Origin of the sequence: Allobosea psychrotolerans (assembly GCF_002917105.1) — a bacterium.
Taxonomy (GTDB): Bacteria; Pseudomonadota; Alphaproteobacteria; order Rhizobiales; family Beijerinckiaceae; genus Allobosea; species Allobosea psychrotolerans.
Genome location: NZ_PQFZ01000008.1, coordinates 168,763 through 188,609, shown reverse-complemented (window position 1 = coordinate 188,609; position 19,847 = coordinate 168,763). Strand labels below are relative to the sequence as shown.

Annotated in this window: 18 protein-coding genes; 6 read left to right on the top strand and 12 right to left on the bottom strand. The window is 67.4% G+C overall.

All coding sequences use genetic code 11. From position 1 onward, the window contains the following. Nucleotides 1-36: 36 nt before the first annotated feature. The gene (locus CYD53_RS15675; RefSeq protein ID WP_245928259.1) at nucleotides 37-1,173 is read right to left on the bottom strand and encodes a serine hydrolase domain-containing protein; all 1,137 of its coding nucleotides are present in this window, start codon (nucleotides 1,171-1,173) and stop codon (nucleotides 37-39) included. A gap of 143 nt (nucleotides 1,174-1,316) precedes the next feature. Here CYD53_RS15675 and CYD53_RS15670 point away from each other — a divergent pair, with 143 nt between their 5' ends. After that, entirely contained in the window at nucleotides 1,317-2,351 is a 1,035-nt protein-coding gene (locus tag CYD53_RS15670; protein WP_103719019.1) for a MerR family transcriptional regulator, read from the top strand. Between the two features lie 150 nt (nucleotides 2,352-2,501). Here the strand turns inward: CYD53_RS15670 and CYD53_RS15665 are convergent, their stop codons facing one another. Further along, nucleotides 2,502-3,710, bottom strand: a complete 1,209-nt coding sequence (locus tag CYD53_RS15665) for an MFS transporter (protein ID WP_103719018.1) — start codon at nucleotides 3,708-3,710, stop codon at nucleotides 2,502-2,504. Nucleotides 3,711-3,932: 222 nt separating this feature from the next. Here CYD53_RS15665 and yddG point away from each other — a divergent pair, with 222 nt between their 5' ends. Next, the gene (gene yddG / locus CYD53_RS15660; RefSeq protein WP_103719086.1) at nucleotides 3,933-4,796 is read left to right on the top strand and encodes an aromatic amino acid exporter YddG; all 864 of its coding nucleotides are present in this window, start codon (nucleotides 3,933-3,935) and stop codon (nucleotides 4,794-4,796) included. Nucleotides 4,797-4,898: 102 nt separating this feature from the next. On the opposite strand, the gene CYD53_RS15655 is transcribed toward yddG, so the two are convergent. The 4 genes from CYD53_RS15655 to argH form a co-directional block, all read right to left on the bottom strand. Continuing rightward, on the bottom strand, nucleotides 4,899-7,574 hold the full coding sequence (locus tag CYD53_RS15655) for a TIGR02302 family protein (RefSeq protein WP_103719017.1): 2,676 nt from the start codon (nucleotides 7,572-7,574) through the stop codon (nucleotides 4,899-4,901). Nucleotides 7,575-7,704: 130 nt separating this feature from the next. Beyond that, nucleotides 7,705-8,994 carry a diaminopimelate decarboxylase gene (lysA, locus tag CYD53_RS15650; protein WP_103719016.1) on the bottom strand — a complete coding sequence of 430 codons (1,290 nt, stop codon included), beginning with the start codon at nucleotides 8,992-8,994 and terminating at the stop codon, nucleotides 7,705-7,707. Nucleotides 8,995-9,100: 106 nt separating this feature from the next. Next, nucleotides 9,101-9,367 carry an LPS translocon maturation chaperone LptM gene (gene lptM / locus CYD53_RS30325; protein ID WP_103719015.1) on the bottom strand — a complete coding sequence of 89 codons (267 nt, stop codon included), beginning with the start codon at nucleotides 9,365-9,367 and terminating at the stop codon, nucleotides 9,101-9,103. A 198-nt stretch (nucleotides 9,368-9,565) separates the two neighbouring features. Then, the gene (argH, locus tag CYD53_RS15640; RefSeq protein WP_103719014.1) at nucleotides 9,566-10,957 is read right to left on the bottom strand and encodes an argininosuccinate lyase; all 1,392 of its coding nucleotides are present in this window, start codon (nucleotides 10,955-10,957) and stop codon (nucleotides 9,566-9,568) included. Nucleotides 10,958-10,988: 31 nt separating this feature from the next. Here argH and tlpA point away from each other — a divergent pair, with 31 nt between their 5' ends. From tlpA to CYD53_RS15620, 4 genes are all read left to right on the top strand, one after another. Then, a complete protein-coding gene (gene tlpA / locus CYD53_RS15635; RefSeq protein WP_245928258.1) occupies nucleotides 10,989-11,618 on the top strand; it encodes a thiol:disulfide interchange protein TlpA in 630 nt (209 codons plus the stop codon). Between the two features lie 147 nt (nucleotides 11,619-11,765). Then, complete coding sequence (locus tag CYD53_RS15630) at nucleotides 11,766-13,496, top strand: carbamoyltransferase family protein (RefSeq protein ID WP_103719012.1); 1,731 nt, start codon at nucleotides 11,766-11,768, stop codon at nucleotides 13,494-13,496. A 73-nt stretch (nucleotides 13,497-13,569) separates the two neighbouring features. Further along, a complete protein-coding gene (locus CYD53_RS15625; RefSeq protein WP_103719011.1) occupies nucleotides 13,570-13,818 on the top strand; it encodes a DUF1272 domain-containing protein in 249 nt (82 codons plus the stop codon). A 43-nt stretch (nucleotides 13,819-13,861) separates the two neighbouring features. Further along, on the top strand, nucleotides 13,862-14,503 hold the full coding sequence (locus CYD53_RS15620; RefSeq protein WP_103719085.1) for a glutathione S-transferase family protein: 642 nt from the start codon (nucleotides 13,862-13,864) through the stop codon (nucleotides 14,501-14,503). A 78-nt stretch (nucleotides 14,504-14,581) separates the two neighbouring features. On the opposite strand, the gene grxD is transcribed toward CYD53_RS15620, so the two are convergent. The 6 genes from grxD to CYD53_RS15590 all read right to left on the bottom strand — a co-directional run bounded on the left by grxD (nucleotide 14,582) and on the right by CYD53_RS15590 (nucleotide 19,772). After that, nucleotides 14,582-14,917 carry a Grx4 family monothiol glutaredoxin gene (grxD, locus tag CYD53_RS15615; protein WP_103719010.1) on the bottom strand — a complete coding sequence of 112 codons (336 nt, stop codon included), beginning with the start codon at nucleotides 14,915-14,917 and terminating at the stop codon, nucleotides 14,582-14,584. A gap of 61 nt (nucleotides 14,918-14,978) precedes the next feature. Next, complete coding sequence (locus tag CYD53_RS15610) at nucleotides 14,979-15,215, bottom strand: BolA family protein (protein WP_103719009.1); 237 nt, start codon at nucleotides 15,213-15,215, stop codon at nucleotides 14,979-14,981. Between the two features lie 11 nt (nucleotides 15,216-15,226). Then, complete coding sequence (gene purL / locus CYD53_RS15605; RefSeq protein ID WP_103719084.1) at nucleotides 15,227-17,434, bottom strand: phosphoribosylformylglycinamidine synthase subunit PurL; 2,208 nt, start codon at nucleotides 17,432-17,434, stop codon at nucleotides 15,227-15,229. Nucleotides 17,435-17,548: 114 nt separating this feature from the next. Further along, complete coding sequence (locus CYD53_RS15600) at nucleotides 17,549-17,986, bottom strand: acyl-CoA thioesterase (protein ID WP_103719008.1); 438 nt, start codon at nucleotides 17,984-17,986, stop codon at nucleotides 17,549-17,551. Next, nucleotides 17,983-18,864, bottom strand: coding sequence for a methyltransferase domain-containing protein (locus tag CYD53_RS15595; protein ID WP_103719007.1), 882 nt, complete (start codon nucleotides 18,862-18,864; stop codon nucleotides 17,983-17,985). Before CYD53_RS15595 ends, CYD53_RS15600 begins: the two co-directional genes overlap by 4 nt. A 26-nt stretch (nucleotides 18,865-18,890) precedes the next feature. Continuing rightward, entirely contained in the window at nucleotides 18,891-19,772 is an 882-nt protein-coding gene (locus CYD53_RS15590) for a UTP--glucose-1-phosphate uridylyltransferase (protein ID WP_103719006.1), read from the bottom strand. Nucleotides 19,773-19,847: the final 75 nt, after the last annotated feature.

Here is a 19,847-nt window from a genome sequence, read left to right as displayed (position 1 = left end):
CCCGAAAACGCCTCAAAACCGCTCTAGTTGGCCCGCTCAGCGGATCGCGGCGATGAGGCGGTCGACGAAGCCGTCGAGCGCCGTCTTGTCGATCCAGCGCAGCACCGCGACGAGATCCTGCGCCGGGTCGAGCCAGATCGCGTTGACTCCGGCGCCGAGCGCGAAGACCGCTGTCTCCGACACATTCGGCCTGGCGGTCGCACCCCGGTTCAGCCACCAGAGATAGCCGTAATTGGCGAGCGTCGGCGAGGGCGTGAGCATCGCCTCGATCCAGGCCGGCGACAGCAGTTCGCGGCCGCCCCACACGCCGCCGCGCGCCACCAGCAGGCCGACCCGGGCATGGTCGCGCGCGCCGATGAAGAGCCCGCCGCCCCAATGGCCGCCGCCGGGCACGGACTGGACCCGGCGCTCGTCGATCTCGACGAAGGCGTTGTCATAGCCCTGCCAGCGCCAGTCCTGCGAGGCCCCGATCGGGTCCATGATGCGCTCGCGCAGCACCTCCGGCAGCGGCCGGCGGAAGCGCTGCAGCAGGCAATAGGCCAGCAGATTGACCCTGACGTCGTTGTATTCGTAATAGCTGCCGGGCGGCTGGAGCGCGCGCTTCTCGCCCTTGCGGCTGTTGTCGGCGCCGGGCCCGATCTGGCGGTTATGGTCGACCTGGTCGGATTTGCCAAAAATCTCGCCCTGCCACTCGCTCGATTGCTGCAACAGGTGGCGCCAGCTGATGGCTCGGTTATGCGCGCTCTCGAACCATGGGCCGGCGACGGTCTTCACTACGGGCTCGTCGACATCGCCGATCAGCCCGTCAGCAACCGCAAGCCCCGCCAGGATCGCGATATAGCTCTTGGCGATGGAGAAGGTCATGTCGGTGCGCGCCGTGTCGCCCCATTCGGCAACGATGCGGCCGCCCTTGACGATCAGCCCGGCCGGCCCGCCGCGCTCGCGGACGGGACCGACGATCTCGCTCCAGGGTCCGCTCTCGTTCCATTCGACCAGGCCGACATAGCGCCCATCGGGATAATACAGGCTGCGCGGCCAGGAGCTCTCATGCGCCCTGGCGAAATCGACGGCAGCCGCGAGCCCGACAGCGTCGAAACCGGCCTGCGCCGGCGAAAGGCTGTCCCAGGCGTCGCCATCCGATGGCGGCACATAGCTTTCTGTCGATATCGTCACCTGGCGGATGCTCCGGAATCCAAGACCTCGCGAGGCTACGATCTTTAGGGAGCGCCGACGGCAGTCACAAGCGCCACCGACGGTTGACCTGGCCCCTGGGGCCGCCTCGATAAGCATGGCTCTCGGCAACAGCGAGGTGATTCGTGAGCGCTTCCACCCCATTCTTCTCCGCCTCCGAAGCCGCAGGGCGGCTCGGCGTCTCGACTAAAGCCCTGCGGCTCTACGAGCAGCGCGGCCTGCTCTCTCCCATCCGCAGCGTCGCCGGCTGGCGGGCCTATGGCCCCGATCAGATGGCTCGCGCCACCGAGATCGCGGCCCTGCGCAAGCTCGGCCTCAGCCTTGCCCAGGTGGCGCGGGTGCTGGGCGGCGACCCGCAGGGCCTGGAGCCGGCGCTCGCCGCGCATCAGGCAACGCTCGAAGACCGGATCCGCCAGCTCGCTGGGGCGATCGCGAGGGTCCGCGAGCTGCGCGGTGACCTCGCCCGGGGCAAGGCGCCGGCCGACGGAGAGCTCGCGCGCCTGCTGGGGCCGGCTCCAGAGCGCGACGTCGCCTTCGCCCTGCCCTGGCCCTGGGGCGGAGAGCGCTTCGAATTGCGCGACATCCGGCCGCTGAACTACATCATCGGGCCGCTGGGCAGCGGCAAGACGCGATTGGCCCTGCGCCTGGCCGAGACCTTGCCCGGCGCTGCCTTCCTCGGCCTGGATCGCTTAGCTGATGGTGGCGCGGCGGCCCGCGCCCGGCTGGACGCCGACCTCGCCCTGAAGGCGCGGGTCGACCAGGCCCTGGCCTGGCTCGCCGAGGATGGCGCCCTGGCGTCGGACGAGCTCATCGCCCTGCTCGCCGGGCTGGAAGCCGAGGGCCCCTCCGTGCTGGTCGTCGATATGATCGAACAGGGGCTGGACCAGGCCACGCAGGAGGCCGTGATCGCCCATCTGCGCCGCCGTGGCCCGAGCGGGAGGCCGCTCTTCCTGCTCACGCGCTCCTGCGCGATCCTGGATCTTGCCGCTATCGGCCCCGACGAGGCGATCATCCTCTGCCCAGCCAATCACAGCCCGCCGAGCCGCGTCGCCCCCTATCCCGGCGCGCCGGGCTTTGAAGCCGTTGCGACCTGCCTGGCCTCGCCCGAGGTGCGGGCGCGGACGGAAGGCGTCATCGCCTGGCGGCCGCAGGTGGCGTGACGGCTTGCCTAAGCTGAAGGCCCGGAGAGACAGTCAGGCTCGCTTGCCCGTGCCTTGTCATGTCACCGGCGCGCTGACCGGTCTCGCGGCGATATCCATGCCGGCGCGCGGCTGCACTCCGGTCTCGTGAATCGAGCATCGCGGCGACGATCATGCAACCGCCGGCCGGCCACGCGGCAGGAACATGGCGAGCAGCCCGACAGCCGGCAGCCAGGCGCAGAGCCCGAACACCCTGACGATGCCGATCTGGTCGGCGAGCGCGCCGATTCCCGCCGCAGCGATGCCGCCCAGGCCGAAGGAGAGGCCGTAGAACAGCCCTCCGACGAGGCCGATGCGGTGCGGCACGAGGTCGATCGCATAGATCAGGATCGCCGAGAAGGCGCTCGCCATGATGAAGCTGATGACGATGCTGAGCGCACCGGTCCAGAACAGATCGGCATAGGGCAGCATCAGCGCGAAGGGCAGCGAGCCCAGGATCGAGAGCCAGATCACGCGGTGGCGGCCGATCCTGTCGCCGATCATGCCGCCGACGATCACGCCGAGCGCGCCGACGACGAGATAGAGGAACAGCATGATCTGCGAGAGCTGAATCGCGATGCCGAAGCGCTCGATCAGGTAGAAGGTGTAATAGGAGCTGAAAGCCGAGGTGTAGCCGTTCTTCGACATCAGCAGCACGATCAGCATCGTCATCGCCAGGATGACCTTCGCCCTCGGCAGGCCGTGGCTGGCGCTCTCCTCGACATGGTCCTTGGAGGATTTCTGGTCGCGGCGCAGCGCCGAATAGCGCGCGCCGAGCCAACCCATCACCAGCATCGCGACCAGCACCACGCCGGAGAACCAGGACAGGCTCTCCTGCCCGCGCGGCACCACGACGGCCGCCGCCAGCAGCGGACCGGTTGCGTAGCCGATATGGCCGCCGACCTGGAACACGCCCTGCGCCAGCCCCTGCCGGCCGGCGGCCGCATGGCGCGCCATGCGCGTCGCCTCGGGGTGAAACACGGCGGACCCCAGCCCGATCAGCGCGGCCCCGACCAGTACGACCGCATAGCTGTGCGCATGGGAGAGCAGCAGCAGCCCGACCAGCGTCCCGCACATGCCGGCGACCATCGCATAGGGCCAGGGCTTGCGGTCGGTGACGTAGCCGAGCAGCGGCTGCAGCAGCGACGACGTCACCTGGAAGGCCAGCGTGATGAAGCCGACCTGGAGAAAGTCGAGCTTGTAGGCCTCCTTGATCAGCGGATACAGCGCCGGGATCATCGACTGCACGAGATCGTTCAGCAGATGGGCCAGACTCAGCGCCAGCAGCACCGGAAGCAACGGGCGCCGCGCAGCTGCAGTGGGCATCGGGATCGTGGTCATGACTGACGCATGATCCTGCGCAGGCGCACGGTCAACATTCCGGCGCGGCGCTCAGAGCATGGCGCCCATCGCGCCCAGGCCGTGCTGCGGTGCAAGAAAGCCGTCTTCGGCAGGCCGCCATCGGCATTTGCCGCCGAAGCTGATATCGCGGGCACAAGATTCCTTCGTTCCGCAGCCAAGTCCTGCCGAACCAAATCCTGCCAAGCCAAGTCCCGCCGAGCCATGTCTTCCCGCAGCGCCACCCTCATCGGCTTCATCGCCATCCTGCTCTGGTCGACGCTGGCGCTGTTCGCCGCCATGTCGGGGCGGGTGCCGCCGTTCCAGCTCGTCGGCATGACCTTCGTCATCGGCGGGCTGCTGATCCTCACCATTGCCGCGGCGCGCGGAGAACTGCGCCGCGTCATGCCGACGCCGGCCTCCTTCGCGCTCGGGCTCTACGGCCCCTTCGGCGATACGGCGCTCTATTATGCCGCGATGAAGACCGCGCCGGCGGCCGAGGCCAATCTGATCCATTATCTCTGGCCGCTGCTGATTGTGCTGTTCGCAGCCCTGCTGCCGGGCGGCCGGTTGAAGCCGCGCCACCTCATCGGCGCGCTGATCGGGCTCGCGGCGACGGCATTATTGATCTCGGGCGGCCTCGGCACCGGCGGCGGCATCTCGCTCGGCCATGGGCTGGCGGCGCTCGGCGCCTTTGTCTGGGCGAGCTATTCCGTGCTCTCGCGCCGGTTCAGCACCGTGCCTTCCGAGAGCCTGAGCGTCACCATGCTCGGCTGCGCGATCCCCGCCTTCGCCTGCCATTTCGCCTTCGAGACGACCCTATGGTCGCTGACATCGGTCGAATGGAGCGGCGTGCTTGGACTTGGCCTCGGTGCGATCGGGCTCGCCTTCGTCGTCTGGGACATCGGCATGAAGAAGGGCGACGTCGCCCTGCTCGGCGTCGCCTCCTACGCCGCCCCGGTGCTCTCGACGATCATCCTGGTGATCGCCGGCTACGCGGCGGCAAGCTGGCTCCTGGCGGCATCCTGCCTGCTGATCGTGGTCGGGGCGCTGGTGGCCAGCTTCGAGAGACGTCATGGTCGGCCTTGAGCCGACCATCTCCTGGAGGAGATTCTCGCGTCTGCGTGGAGCTTGTCCTTGGGCCGGCTAAAAGCAGGACCCGGGGGCTTCGCCCGAGAATGACGCTGCCGCTCAATTCCGTCGGAGCAGGCGCTCCAGATAGTCGAGCTCTTCGCTCGGCCGCGACGGGTCGCCGAGACGTCGCCTCAACTCGTCCAGGATGCGGCGGGCGCGCTGCGTCGCGCTCTCATCGGCACCGGGCACGCGGACGCGGCCATCGGCCCAGTCGCGCTGGCGCTGCGGCCGGCCCAGAGGATCCTCACGGCCACGCTGCTGCGCCGAAGGACGCCCGGCCGGCCGGCCATCGGGCTCGCCGAAAGCGCCCTCGGTGCCGTCGCCCTCGCCGGGCTGGCCCTGCATCTGCTGGGCGAGGTTCTGGCCGCCCTTGCGCAAGGCTTCCAGGGCACGCCCTTGCGATTCGAGCGCGCCTTCGCCCTGGCCCTGGCCGAGCTGGCCCTCGGCCTCGCGCATCGCGTCCTCCGCCTCGCCGAGTTCGCTCTGGCTCGGTGCGCCCATGCCTTGCATGCGCCGCTGCAATTCCTGCAGACGCTCGCGCAGGGCCTGCTGGCGCTCGGACAGGCTCTGGCCTTGCCCCTGCTGGTCCTCGCCGTCCTGCCCTTCTTCGCCTTCGCCCTGATCGCCGGGTTGTTGGCCGGGCTGCTGGCCGCGCTGCCCGCGCTGGCCCTGTTGTCCTTGCTGGCGTTGTCCCTGGCCGGGGCGCGCCTGCTGCTGGCCGGGGCGCTGTCCGCGCTGCGTCCGGTTCTGGCGCTGCTGCTCCTGCTGATAGGTCTCGTCGCGCAGTCCCTGCTGCTCGCGCGTCATCTTGTCGAGCTCGCCCAGCGCCTGGTTCATCTCGCGTTGGCGAGGGTCCTGTTGGCCGGGGCGCGCCATCTGGAGATTGTTGAGCATCTGGTTGAGCTCTTCCATCAGGCGCTGTGCCTCGGCCATGTCGCCGCGCTTCGAGAGTTCCTCGATACGGTCGAGCATGTTCTGCAGGTCGCGCGGCGTCACCGAGCGGAAATTCTCCGGCAGCTGCGCCGATTTCTGATCGCCATTCTGCAGCTGGCGCTGCATCTGCTCGGCGAGCTGGCGCATGAAGCGGTCCATCGCCCGCCGCATCTCCTCGGTGAGCTTCTTGATCTCCTCCTCGGAGGCGCCGCGCTCCAGCGCCTGCTGGAGGTTTTCCTGCGCCGCCCGCAGGGCGCGCTCGGCATCGGACAGGTCGCCATCCTCGAGCTGCAGCGCCATTGACCACATCAGGTCGGCGACATCGCGCAATTGGTCGTCGCTGGCCGAACGGCGCAACCGCTCGGCGATCATCCGCATGCCGAGATAGACACCCGTCTCCTTCATGAACAGCTCGGGCTCGATCAGCAGCGCGTCCATGGCGAGCTGGACCTTGCTCCGGGTCTCGACATCCATGACCAGCTTGCGGCGCTGCTCGACCAGGGATTTGGCAAGCGGCTTGGTGAAGGTGCGCTGCGGCAGCGTGACCTCGACCGGCTCGCTGCGGCCCTCCTGGCCGGCGTCGTCGCGCGCGACCAGCGTCATCCTGACCTTGGCGCCGGCCCAGGGATGAGCCGAGAAATCGACCGTGCTCTTCATCTCCTCCTCGCCGGTCGGCGAAGAGGGTGTACTGAGAGACTGCTTGGGCGGCTCGACCAGCGAACGCCCGGTCGAGGACGAGCCCGGCCGCGAGACCAGAACCTCGACCGAGGCGACGCCGTAATCGTCCTTGGCGCGATAGCTCAGCCCGAGCCCGCCGCTCTGCGCGCCGGTGATCGGCTTGGGCGGCTCGATGAAGCTGATCTCCGGCGGCTGGTCGGGCACCGCATTCAGATGCAGCGTCGCATTGGGCGCGCCGCTGCCGGTGAGCCGCAGCGTGCCGTTGCCGGCCAGCGCATAGCGCTTCTCCAGCACGGCAGGCGCGGTCCCCGCGGCCGGCTTTACCTCCTTGGCGTCGGCCGCCGGCAGCGCGTCGAGCCGGCCCGTGGTCGCGACATCCATGCCCGACTTGCCGGCGATACGGACGACGACGACGGATTTCTCGGGCGCGCTGAAATTGGGGCTCGCCAGCCTGGCGAAGTCGATCAGGATCGGCGGCAGGCGCGTATAGGCAGGCGGATCGATCCAGGCGTCGATGCGGATGGCGGGCGCCGCCGAAGCCGGTCCTCGCCAGTCGAAGGCGGCGCCGAGGCGCGGCCCGGCCTCATGGCCGGCGATGAAGAAGGCGGTGATGGCTGCAAGCAGCGGCACGGCGCGCAGGGCGAGGCGGTCGCGCCCGGCCATGAGCGGATGCGGGGCCGCGAGCCTGAGTCCGGCGACCTGACGGCTCTGACGCTCGACATGGAGCTTCCACAAAGCCTGCGAGACCGGGTCTCCGGAGCCGACAGCAAGGCTGTCCTCCAGCGAGGAGGCCGGGCGATGGCCGCCCTCGAGCGAATGATCGAGCCGCGAAAGCCCGTCGCGCCGGGTCGGCAGCGGTGTCGTCGCGACATGCCAGAGGCTCGCCGCCAGGCCGGCGACGAACAGCACGACGCCGAGCGCACGCCCCTGCCAGGGCAGCAATGTCCACAGGCCAAACCAGGAGAGCGCCAGGAAGGCTAGGATGATGCCGGCCGACAGCCAGAGCCGCGGCCAGATCCGCTCCCAGCCGAGCGACAGGCGTGAAGCGGTCGTGAGCCGACCGAGCCGCTGCCGGATGCCCTCGATCGGATCGGACGCCTTGCGGCGCTCAGCCTCATTCATGCCGTCGCTCCGAGCTGCCTGCGCACCATCCTGAACCTTCGCCACTCGACACACGCTAACACGTGAATGTGGCAAGGCCAGAGCGAAGGCGCTCCGCCCACAGGGGCCTCAGCGCATCGTGATCGAGAGCTCAGGCCAGCCAGGGCGGTGCACGATCCGTGCCGAGAAGCTCCTCATAGCTCTGGCGCGGCCGGGTCACGGCGAATTGCCCGCCCTTCACCAGCACTTCCGGGACGAGCAGGCGCTGATTGTAGGTCGAGGCCATGCTGGCGCCATAGGCGCCCGCGGTCATGAAGGCGATCAAGTCGTCGGGCTTCTGCTCGGGCAGGACGCGCCCGGTCGTGAAGGTGTCGCCTGATTCGCAGATCGGCCCGACCACGTCATAGGCGATGCGGCTTGCATCCGCCGCCGGCTCGGATACCGGCCAGATCTCGTGATAGGCCTCGTACATCGCCGGTCGCATCAGATCGTTCATCGCGGCATCGACCACCAGGAACTGCTTGGTCGGGCGCGGATTGAGATACAAGACCCGCGTCAGCAGGATACCCGCATTGCCGACGATCAGGCGGCCGGGCTCGAAGCCGAGTTCGACATCGAGCCCCTTGGTGACCCGCCCGACCATGGCGGCATAGGCCTCGATCAGATCGGGCCCGTAGTCGAAATCCTTCGGGATCTCATAGGGAATGCCGAGGCCGCCGCCGAGATCGAGCCGCTCGACGCGATGACCCTCGCCACGCAGGCTCCTGACCAGCGTCGCCATCTTGGCATAGGCCGTCTCGAATGAATCGGTCTCGCGGATCTGGCTGCCGATATGGAGCGCGAGCCCCATGATCCTGACGCCTGGCATATTGGCCGCACGGGCATAGAGCCTGCCGACCTCCTCGAAGGAGACGCCGAACTTGTTCTCGGACGAGCCCGTGGTGATCTTGGCATGGCCGCCGGCGCCGACATCAGGGTTGACCCGGAACACCGCCTCCTGGCGCTTGCCCAGCGAAGCCGCGATGCGCGAGAGCAGATCGAGCTCGCCCTCGGTCTCGATATTGACCTGATAGATTCCGGCCTCGACCGCGAAGCGCAGCTCGCTCTCGCTCTTGCCGACGCCGGAGAAGACGATCTTCTCGGGCGGGAAGCCGGCGGCAAGCGCCTTGCGGATCTCGCCCTCGGAGACCGTGTCGACCCCGGCCCCGAGCGCGGCCAGCGTCTTCAGCACGCCGAGATTGCCGTTGGCCTTCAGCGCATAGAAGACATGGGCCGTCCCCGCCGGAGCGTTCGCCTTCACCGCCGCGGCGAACAGGCGATAATGCCGCTCGATCGTGGCCGAGGAATAGACATAGACCGGCGTGCCGACCTCGGCAGCGATCTGCCTGAGATCGACGTCCTCCGCAAAGAGCGAACCGTCGCGATAACTGAAATGGTGCATGGGGCGCTCAGTGCCTGTTCAGGAATGCCGATGGCCCTCGCTCAAGCGCCATTCCGGCCGGAACAGCGTCTCGAAGTGCAAGGGCGCGCGTTGCAAACGCTTCGCTTTAGAGGATCGGATCGAGCACGAAGCTCTTTTCCGGAATCGTGAAGTTCCTATCCGCTTTCGGCGGCTTGCCGAAGGGCGCGCCGCCGGCCTGGGTCTCGATTTGCTGTTGCTCCTCCCCGCCGATGTCACGGTCAGGCAGGTCGAGCGCGCTGGTCGCCTTCGGCGGCGGCTCCAGCGGCCCCCTGCGGCCGCAAGCGGTCAAGGCAAGTCCGAGCAGGCCGGCCAGAACGACGGCACGGCCCAATTTCAGGCTGGAATGCGGCACGAAAGGAAACCCTCGGACGAAGCGTGGCGGAGACTGTAGCGAATGGAGCAACCTGTTGCGAGCTTTTGAAGGCGCTGCAACCTCATTCTCGGGCGGAGGCCACGGGTCCGGCCATCGGCCGGCCCAGGGGGAGGCTCCGCGCAGACCCGGGAAACCCTGGCGGAGATGCTCGGATCGAGCCCGAGCGTGACGGTTTCGTCAGCCGCGCTCCTTTGCAAGCCGCCTGAGCCATGACTTCGCTTGCCGGCGGACATTGACGGGGGCCGTACCGCCATAGCTGACACGGCTCTTCACCGACTGCGTCACGCCGAGCACGGCGAAGACCGCTTCCGTGATCTTGGGCTCGACCTCCTGCATCTCGGCCAGCGTCAGTTTCTCCAACCCGACGCCCTTGGCGGAGGCGATGCCAACGAGCCGGCCGGTGACGTGATGCGCATCGCGGAACGGCATCTTGAGTACGCGCACCAGCCAGTCGGCGAGATCGGTCGCGGTGGCATAGCCCAGCCCCGCCGCCTTCTTCATCACCTTCAGATCCGGTTCCATGTCGCGCACCATGCCGGCCATGGCGGCGAGGCAGAGCGAGAGCGTCTGGAGGGCGTCGAAAGTGCCTTCCTTGTCCTCCTGCATGTCCTTGGAATAGGTCAGCGGCAAGCCTTTCATCATCGTCAGCATGGCTTGCAGCGCACCGAAGACGCGGCCTGCCTTGCCGCGCACCAGCTCGGCGGCATCGGGATTGCGCTTCTGCGGCATGATCGAGGAGCCGGTCGAGAACTTGTCGGAGAGCTTGACGAAGCCGAATTGCGGCGTCGCCCAGAGCACGATCTCCTCGGCCAGACGCGACAGATGCATGGCGCAGATCGAGGCCGCCGACAAAGTCTCGAGCACGAAATCGCGATCCGAGACCGAATCGAGCGAATTCGCCGTCGGGCGGTCGAAACCGAGCGCCTTGGCGGTCATATGGCGGTCTATCGGGAAGGAGGTGCCCGCAAGCGCCGCAGCCCCCAGCGGGCATTCGTTGAGGCGCTGACGTGCATCGCGGACGCGGCCGCGATCGCGCGACAGCATCTCGACATAGGCCAAGAGGTGATGACCGAAGGTCACCGGCTGCGCCGATTGCAGATGAGTGAAGCCCGGCATCACCGCGCCGGAATGGAGATCGGCCTTCTCAGCCAAGGCGAGCTGGAGATCGGCCATCTGCTCGTCAAGGGCATCGAGCGTGTCGCGGACCCAGAGCCGCATATCGGTCGCGACCTGGTCGTTGCGCGAGCGCGCCGTGTGCAAACGGCCGGCGGCGGCGCCGATCCTGTCCTTCAGGCTCGACTCGACATTCATATGGACGTCCTCGAGCGCGCGCGAGAATGTGAAGCTGCCCGCCTCGATCTCACCCTCGACGCTCTTGAGTCCGGCGCTGATGGCGGCCACATCGTCCCTGGTCAGGATGCCGGTCTCGCCCAGCATCGCCGCATGCGCGAGCGAGCCTCGGATATCCTGCCGCCACAGGCGCTTGTCGAAGTCGATGGAGGCGTTGATCTCCTCCATGATGGCGTCGGGACCCGTGGCGAAACGCCCACCCCACATGCGATTGCTCACGGCGGTCTTTCCTGATTTCAAAGGACGTATGATGACGTCTGGAACGAAGATAGGTCTGGCCCTCGGGGTCGTGGCGGCGCTCGGCCTCGCGGGCATGGCGGCCTTCTACTCCGGCCAGGGCCGTGCCGGCAATTCCGCATCTTGCGGCGCAGCAGCGGCGCGTGCGGCGAAGATGCAGCCTTTGGCGCAGGGCGAGGTAGCGGCCGTCGAGGTGCGTACGAGCCCGCAGCCGGCGCCCGTTCTCGCCTTCGAAGGCCCCGACGGCCAGCCGACGACGCTCGCAGCCTTCAGGGGCAAGACGGTGCTCGTCAATCTCTGGGCGACCTGGTGCGCTCCCTGCCTCAAGGAGATGCCGGCGCTCGACGCCCTGCAGGGCGCGCTCGGCGGGCCTGACTTCGCGGTGGTCGCGATCAATATCGACACGCGCAATCTCAACAAGCCGAAATCCTGGCTCGCCGAGAACAAGATCACGCGCCTGCCCTATTACGCCGACGCCCAGGCCAAGGTCTTCCAGGACCTGCGCGCTGCCCGGAAGATCGAAGGCATGCCGGTGAGCCTTCTGGTCGATCCCCAGGGCTGCGAACTCGGCATGATCCAGGGACCGGCGGACTGGGCGAGCGCCGACGCGAAGGCGCTGATCGCCGCCGCGATGGGGCGTTGAAGAAAGCGGCTTCGAAAAGCTGCAGCCAACGATCGCGGCGATCGCCGGCAGCGTGGCCTTCGCAGCCGGGAAATAGGCCGGCAGCGGCAGCGTCGACCGCCTGCGTCGATTGCCTCGCGCTTTCAGCTGCGCCATACGCTGCCGGCCATGACCTACACCATCGGCCTCGCCACCACCTTCCACGACCCCGCGCTCGCCATCATCGGCCCCGATGGCGAGGTCGTCTTCGCCGAGGCGACCGAGCGCTACCTGCAATATAAGCGCGCTCCCAACTCCGAGCCGGATCCTGTGCAGCGCATGGAAGGGCTGCTCAAGCGCTACATTCCCAGGGATGCCGACGTCCGGATCGCCACAAGCTGGAGCGAGGATTTCACCGGCTTCCTCGACCAGATGAGCCGCGCCGGCTCCTTCTCGCTCGACGCCCTGCTCAAGCTCTCGCCCGAACTCAACCGCTCGCTGGTGCCCGAGCGCACCGAGCGCGCGCTGATCGCTTCGCTGCATCTGGGCCAGCAGCGCGCCGGCCTCGGCACGCTGCTCGGGCTCGACCGCGCCTTCGGCAAGGCCAATGTCACCGGCCTGACGCGCTACGACCACCATCTCAGCCACGCGGCCTATGCCTGTTGGTCCTCGCCCTTCACGGACGCCGCCTGCCTGATCGTCGACGGCATGGGCGAGACCGGAGCTTCAGCGATCTTCGCGCTCGCGGATGGCAAGATCACCGAGGTGAAGCGCCATCGCGGACGTGAGTCGATCGGCTTCTATTTCGGCCTCGTCACCGACCTTGCCGGCTTCGACCAGGCCAAGGGCGAGGAATGGAAGATCATGGGGCTCGCGCCCTATGGCAAGGCCGACGGCGCGCTGATGGCGTTGCTGCGCCGGCTCTACCGGATCGACGGCCACAAGCTCTCCTTTGCGGACGCCGCGACAGTGCGCCAGGTCAGCGCCGAGATCCTGGCGCTGCGCCCAATCGATGCGCTCGATCAGGGCTGGGCCGACCTCGCCCGCTGCGGCCAGGACGTCTTCGCCGAGATGATGGAGGCGCTGCTCACGGAAACCGCCGCTTTGGTGCCGGCCGAGAACCTCGTACTCGCCGGCGGCTGCGCGCTGAACTCCTCCTTCAACGGCAAGATCGTCGGTCGCCATGGTATCAGTCGCGTCCATGTTCCCTCCGCACCTGCCGATGACGGCAATGCGATCGGCGCGGCCTGGCTCGCCCATGCGCAGGCCAATCCTGACTGGCGCGCGCCCGAGGGTCCGCAATCGCCCTATCTCGGCTCGACCGTCTCGACCGAGCCGCTGGAGCGCATGGCAGCCTGGGAGCCGCGCTTGCGTAAGCTCGCGCCCGAAGAGGTCGCCCCCGTCACGGCGCAATTGCTAGCCGAGGGCAAGCTGATCGGCTGGGTCCAGGGCAAGGCCGAGTTCGGCCCCCGCTCGCTCGGCAACCGTTCGATCCTGGCCGATCCGCGCCCTGCCAACGCCAAGGACCTGCTCAACGCCAAGGTGAAGTATCGCGAGGCCTTCCGCCCCTTCGCGCCCTCGATTCTGGCCGAGCACGGGCCGGACTGGTTCGAGAACTACCAGGACGCGCCCTATATGGAACGCACTTTGGTCTGGAAGCAGGCCATGCGCGAGCGCGTGCCCGCCGTGGTCCATGAGGATGCGACCGGCCGGCTGCAGAGCGTCACCGCGGAGCGTAATCCGTGCTACCATGCGCTGATCCAGGCCTTCCATGCGCTGACCGGCGTGCCGGTGGTGCTGAACACCTCCTTCAACATCATGGGCAAGCCGATCCTGCACACGGCGGAGGACGCGATCCTGATGTTCTATACGAGCGGCCTCGACGCGCTGGTGGTGGAGGACTGGCTTCTGGTGAAGTGATCCAACCCATCAGCAAGAAGCGTTGGCAGACGATCGCGACTGGCCGCATTCTCCGCGCTAGGAGGATATTGTCATGCTGCAACTGCGCCCGAACTGCGAATGCTGCGACCGCGATCTGGCTCCCGATTCGCGCGACGCGATGATCTGCACCTTCGAATGCACCTTCTGCGCGGACTGCGCCGACACGCGCTTCCACGGCGCCTGCCCGAATTGCGGCGGCGAACTGGTGCGCCGGCCGGTCAGGCCAGCAGGCAAGCTGGAAAAATATCCAGCCTCGCAGGAGCGGGTGAGGAAGCCGCATCCGGAATGTGCGGCGGCTTGAACAGCACCTGCAGATGGGGATGAGCGATCGCAAGGAACTCGCAATGACGTCCGTCCCCGTCCTCTATGGCGCGCCCTACAGTGTCTATGTCCGGGCAGTCCGGTTGGCGCTCGAAGAAAAAGGCGTCCCCTATCGGCTGGAGCCGATCGATGTCTTTGCCGAAACCGGGCCGCCGGCCGCCTTGCTTGAGAGGCAGCCTTTCGGCCGCATACCCGCCTTCGAGCATGACGGCTTCAAGCTGTACGAGGCGGGAGCGATCGAGCGCTATGTCGATGAGGCGTTCCCGGGACCGGCCCTGCAGCCTTCCGCGCCGCGCGAGCGCGCCAGGGTCAATCAGGTGATCAGCATCCTCGACTCATACGCCTACCGCACCCTGGTTTGGGACATCTATGTGGAGCGCGTTTCCAATCCCAGGAAGGGCCGTCCGTCTGACGAGGCGCGCATCCAGGCGGTGCTGCCGAAAGCGCGGCTATGCCTGAGCGCGATCGCCGAACTGATGGATGGCGGCCCCTGCCTCGCCGGCGGCGCGCTCACGCTCGCCGATCTGCATGCCGCGCCGATGTTCGCTTATTTCACGCTGGCGCCGGAAGCCGGCCCATTGCTCGCCGGCCAGCCAACGATAGAGGCCTGGTGGGAGAGAATGGCCCAAAGGCCTGCCATGCGCGCAACTGCACAGCCCGCCTGAACGGCCCCTCGATTTGAGGCTGCGCGTAGCCTGCCTCGCGCTTGCGAGAGGCAGGCCTGGGTGAACGAGAACGAGCCTTCAGCTCGCCTGCTTGACCGTGATGCCCTTCTCCTCGAAGAGCGCCTGGAGCTCGCCAGCCTGGAACATCTCGCGAGTGATGTCGCACCCGCCGATGAACTCGCCCTTGACGTAGAGCTGCGGGATCGTCGGCCAGTTCGAATAGGCTTTGATGCCCTCGCGGATTTCCTGGTCCTCGAGCACGTTGACGCCCTTATAGGGCACTCCGAGATAGCCGAGGATCTGCGCGACCTGGCCGGAAAAGCCGCACATCGGGAATTGCGGCGTGCCCTTCATGAAGACCACGACATCGTTGGACTTCACTTCGGCATCGATGCGGGCGTTGACGTCGCTCATGATCTGATCTCCTGAGGCGGGTTCAAGGCCCGCTGGCAAGGACTGCTGGACTAGTCTCGTTCTAATTCTGGGGAACCGAAGTCGTCAGCGCAAGGGCGTGCAGCACGCCGCCCATGTTACCTTTCAGCGCGGCGTAGACCATTTGGTGCTGCTGCACCCGGCTCTTGCCGACAAAGGCTGACGAGGTCACGGTCGCGGCGTAATGGTCGCCGTCACCCGCGAGATCCTTGATCTCGACGGTGGCGTCGGGCAACGCCGCCTTGATCATCGCCTCGATATCGCGCGCATCCATCGCCATCGTGGCTCTCCTCAGGCGGCCTTGCCAGCCATATAGGCGGGCAGCCAGGTTTCATGCGCGGACTTCAGGGCCGCAACCGCGATCGCCGCCTCCCCGGGAAGGGCAAGCGCATCGCCGCCGGTCTTGCCGAGCGCGAGCGCGGGCACACCAGCCGCCTTGAATTCGGCGAGCACCGCGGCGGCCGAAACCTCCGGCACCGTGACAAGATAGCGCGCCTGATCCTCGCCGAAGAGCACGGCATGGACAGGTCCGGCAGGCAGGGCGTCGATCGCCGCCCCGACGCCGCCCGCCATCGCCATCTCGGCCAGCGCGACGGCAAGGCCGCCATCCGACAGGTCATGGCAGGCCGTAACGCGCCGGGCGGTGATCAGTGCCCGCACCGCATCGCCATTCCTGCGCTCGATCGCGAGATCGACCGGCGGCGGCGCGCCCTCTTCCCGGCCGCAGATCGTGGCGAGATAGGCGGACTGGCCGAGCCAGCCCGCGGTCTCGCCGACCAGGATGATGGTCTCGCCCACAGCCTTGAAGGCGACGGTCGCATGCTTGGTCACATCCGCCAGCACGCCGACGCCGCCGATGGTCGGGGTCGGCAGGATCGAGACGCCATTGGTCTCGTTGTAGAGCGAGACATTGCCGGAGACGACCGGGAAATCGAGCGCCTTGCAGGCTGCCCCGATGCCCTTGATGCAGCCGACGAGCTGGCCCATCACCTCGGGGCGCTCGGGATTTCCGAAATTCAGGTTGTCGGTGATCGCGAGCGGCGTCGCGCCCACGGCTGTGAGGTTGCGCCAGGCTTCGGCCACCGCCTGCTTGCCGCCCTCGAACGGATCGGCCTCGCAATAGCGCGGCGTCACATCGGCGGTCATGGCAAGGCCCTTTGGCCCATCCTCGATGCGGATCAGGCCGGAATCGCCACCGGGCGTGATCACCGAATTGCCCAGGATCAGCGTGTCGTATTGCTCGGTGATCCAGCGCTTGGAGCTGAGATCGGGCGAGCCGATGAGCTTCAGCAACGCATCGGCATGCGACAGCGGCGGCTGGACCGAGGCGGCCTCGACCACCGGCAGTTTGGGCGTCTCGATCCAGGGCCGGTCATATTCGGGAGCCTCGTCGCCGAGTTCCTTGATCGGCAGGTCGGCCATGACCTCGCCCTGATGCTTCACGACGAAGCGCAGATTATCCGTGGTGTAGCCGACCACGGCGAAGTCGAGGCCCCACTTCCTGAAGATGGCCTCGGCCGGCTCTTCATGACCGGGCTTGATCACCATGAGCATGCGCTCCTGGCTCTCCGAAAGCATCATCTCATAGGCGCTCATCTGATCCTCGCGGCAGGGCACAGCGTCGAGGTTGAGCTCCACGCCGAGATCGCCCTTGGCGCCCATCTCGACGGCCGAGCAGGTCAGGCCGGCCGCGCCCATGTCCTGGATCGCGTCGACATGGCCGGCCGCCATGATCTCGAGGCAGGCTTCCAGCAAAAGCTTCTCGGCGAAGGGGTCGCCGACCTGCACGGTCGGGCGCCGCTCTTCACCGCCCTCGCCGAAAGCCGCCGAGGCCATGGTCGCGCCATGGATGCCGTCGCGGCCGGTCTTGGAGCCGAGATAGACGATGGCTTTCCCGACGCCCGAGGCCTTGGCGTAGAAGATCTCGTCGGCGCGGGCGATGCCGACCGCCATGGCGTTGACCAGGATGTTGCCGTCATAGCGGCTGTGGAAGCCGGTCGCGCCGCCGACATTGGGCACGCCGAAGGAATTGCCGTAGCCGCCGATGCCGGCGACGACGCCGGAGACCAGATGGCGCGTGCGCGGATGATCGGGAGAACCGAAGCGCAGCGCGTCGAGCACCGCGATCGGCCGCGCACCCATGGTGAAGACGTCGCGCAGGATGCCGCCGACACCGGTCGTCGCACCCTGATAGGGCTCGATGAAGGAGGGGTGGTTGTGGCTCTCCATCTTAAAGACGATGGCAAGCCCGTCGCCGATATCGATGACGCCGGCATTCTCGCCCGGCCCCTGGATCACCCAGGGCGCCTTGGTCGGCAGCGTCTTCAGATGCAGCTTCGAGGATTTGTAGGAGCAATGCTCGTTCCACATCGCCGAGACGATGCCGAGCTCGGTGATCGTCGGCTCGCGGCCGATCAGATGCAGGAAGCGCTGATATTCGTCGGGCTTCAGGCCATGTTCGGCCACGAGCTGCGGGGTGATCTTGATCTCGTTGGGAATCACGGCGCGACGGTTCCTGATCGTCCGGCATGAAGAAGGGCCGGCCCTCGATGGGCGGGGCATAGCGCGCCTGCGGGCGCGAGACAACGCATTCCCGACCTGCAATGGCTGCGTTCAGGCGGAAAGTGCCTCCAGCGCCGCACGCAAGGGGGCCGGAATCGGCACTGGCTTCTGCGTCGCCCGCTCGACATAGACATGGGTGAAACGGCCTTGCGCCACCACAACCTGCCCGCCCTGGCGGAAAATCCCGAGCCGGTAGGTCACCGAACTGGTGCCCAGCCGCGCCACGGCAAGCCCGATCTCGACGGTTTCGGGAAAAGCGACGCTCTCGAAATAGGTGCAGCTCGTCTCGACCACGAGGCCGACGACCGGACTCGTCGCCGGGTCGAGAAAACCCTGCTCGATCAGCCAGGCGTTCACGCCCGTATCGAACCAGCCGTAATAGACGACATTGTTCACGTGACCGAAGACGTCATTGTCGTGCCAGCGCGTCGGGATCGACCGGAACAGCTTGAAGTCGACGCGGGAGAGGCGGGGCTCGCGGGCACTCATCGGGGAGCCTTGTCGCCGGCCCCGATCTCGGGCACGCCCAGCGCATCCGCCAATCGCGCCTTGGCCGAGCCCGGGCGCAGCGGCTTCTGCTGGCTTTCATGCGGGGCCCAGCCGGAGAGCCAGACCATCTCGAAGGTCGCGCGCAAGCGCCCATCGGCATCAGCGAAGCGCTCCGCATAGAGCAGAGCCGCCCGCGCCAGCGTTTCACGCCGCAATCCGGTTCGGCTGCGCTGCGTCAGCGCATTGGCCCAGCCCATGGCGCGCAGATCGCCGAGCAGACCGAAGATGTCGCGATAGCGCACCGTGACGAGCTCGCTGTCGACCACGGGCAGCGCGAAACCGGCACGCTGCAGCAGCGAGCCCATGTCGCGCAGATCGGCGAAGGGAGCGACACGCGGGCTCGCCCCGCCAGATGTCTCTGCCTCCGCCTCCAGCAGCACCTGCCGCAGTTCCTGCAGCGTGCGGCCGCCGAGCAGGCAGCCGATGAACAGCCCGTCCGGCCGCAAGGCCCGCCTAATCTGGATCAGCGCCCCGGGCAGGTCGTTGACGCCGTGCAGCGCCAGGAGCGAGGCGGCGAGATCAAGCGAGCCGGTCGCGAAAGGCAGGCGCTCGAGATCGCCGACGATGTCGGCGTCCGCGCCCGCCGCCTCGGCCATGCGCAGCTGCGTCTCCGCCTTGGCCTGAAGCACCGGTGCCGCAACCGGCAATGGCGTGCCGAGATCGGCAGCAAGCGCAAAGCGCCGCAGCACCGCGTCGAGCCGCTCGGCCAGATCCTCGACCGCCCGCGCGAGCAGGAAATCCGGGTAGCCGGCCGCAAGCGCCCGTGCCAGCCGGCGCCGGCCGAGATCGCGATCGAAGACGAGCTGGTTGTCGCTCAAGCACGGCTCCTCGCCTATGCGCCCCATCAACTCTCGAGCAGCCGCTCGATCTCCTGGCGAAGCTGCGGGCCGAGCTCGCCGCGATCGAGCGCGTAGGCGATGTTGGCCGTCAGGAAGCCGATCTTCGAGCCGGTGTCGTAGATGTCGCCGTCGAAGCGCACGGCATGGAACGGCTCCAGCCGCGACAGCGCGATCATCGAATCGGTGAGCTGGATCTCGCCGCCGGCGCCCGGCTCCTGATTGGCAAGCAGGTTGAAGATCGTCGGCTGCAGGATATAGCGGCCGGTGATGTGCAGGTTCGAGGGCGCCGTGCCCTTGGCGGGCTTCTCGACCATCTTCGTCACCCTGGACACCTTGGCGTTGCGATCCTCGACGCCGACGATGCCGTATTGATGGGTCTGGTCCTCGGGCACGGGCGCCACGGCGATATGGTTGCCGCCATGCTTCTCATAGGCGTCCATCATCTCGGCGAGACAGCCCTTGCCATGGCTGTGATGCAGCATGTCGGGCAGGAGCAGGGCGAAGGGCTCGTCGTCGCCGATGATGTCGCGCGCGCACCAGACCGCGTGGCCCAGGCCGAGCGGGGCCTGCTGGCGGGTGAAGCTCGTCGCGCCGGCGGCCGGCAGATCGGCCAGGAGCCCTTCCAGCTCCTTGAGCTTGTTGCGCTTGCGCAAGGTGTCGTCGAGCTCGTAGGCAAGGTCGAAATGATCCTCGATCACGCCCTTGTTGCGGCCGGTGATGAAAACGAAATGCTCGATACCGGCGGCCCTCGCCTCATCCACGACATGCTGCACGACCGGGCGGTCGACGATGGTCAGCATCTCCTTGGGGATCGCCTTGGTGGCGGGCAGGAAGCGCGTGCCGAGCCCGGCTACGGGGAGAACGGCCTTGCGAATGCGTTTCGTCATGAAGGATCCATTTCGCGCGCTTAACCGTGCGACGACGGTAGCGTTTGGGGTGGAGGTGGCGACTTGGCTCACATG